Here is a 536-nt window from a genome sequence, read left to right as displayed (position 1 = left end):
TTCTCCAGGATCTTGCCGACGATCACCGAGCCGTCTTCGCCGGCGTTGATAGCGATCTGGCGAGCGGGCGCCGACAGCGCCTTGCGCACGATCTCGACGCCGGTCTTCTGGTCGTCGTTCTTGGTGCGCAGGCCCTTGAGCTGCTCGGAGGCACGGAGCAGGGCGACGCCGCCGCCGGGGACGATGCCTTCTTCCACGGCCGCGCGGGTCGCATGCATCGCGTCATCAACGCGATCCTTGCGCTCCTTCACCTCGACCTCGGTCGCGCCGCCGACGCGGATCACCGCGACGCCGCCGGCGAGCTTGGCCAGACGCTCCTGGAGCTTCTCACGATCGTAGTCCGAGGTGGTCTCCTCGATCTGCGCCTTGATCTGGGCCACGCGCGCCTCGATGTCGGCCTTCTTGCCGGCGCCGTTGACGATGGTGGTGTTCTCCTTGTCGATCATCACCTTCTTGGCGCGACCGAGCATGTTGAGCGTGACGTTCTCGAGCTTGATGCCGAGGTCTTCCGAGATCGCCTGGCCGCCGGTCAGGAT

Annotated in this window: 1 protein-coding gene; it reads right to left on the bottom strand. The window is 66.2% G+C overall.

Going from position 1 to position 536, the window contains the following annotated elements; genetic code table 11:
- Positions 1-536, bottom strand: a 536-nt coding sequence (locus IVA96_RS04850; RefSeq protein ID WP_275975183.1) for a TCP-1/cpn60 chaperonin family protein, incomplete at both ends; no start/stop codon positions are given.

Origin of the sequence: Bradyrhizobium sp. 159, assembly GCF_023073795.1 — a bacterium.
Taxonomy (GTDB): domain Bacteria; phylum Pseudomonadota; class Alphaproteobacteria; order Rhizobiales; family Xanthobacteraceae; genus Bradyrhizobium.
Note: the sequence above shows the minus strand (reverse complement) of the source record. Positions and strands in the feature narration are given on the sequence as shown.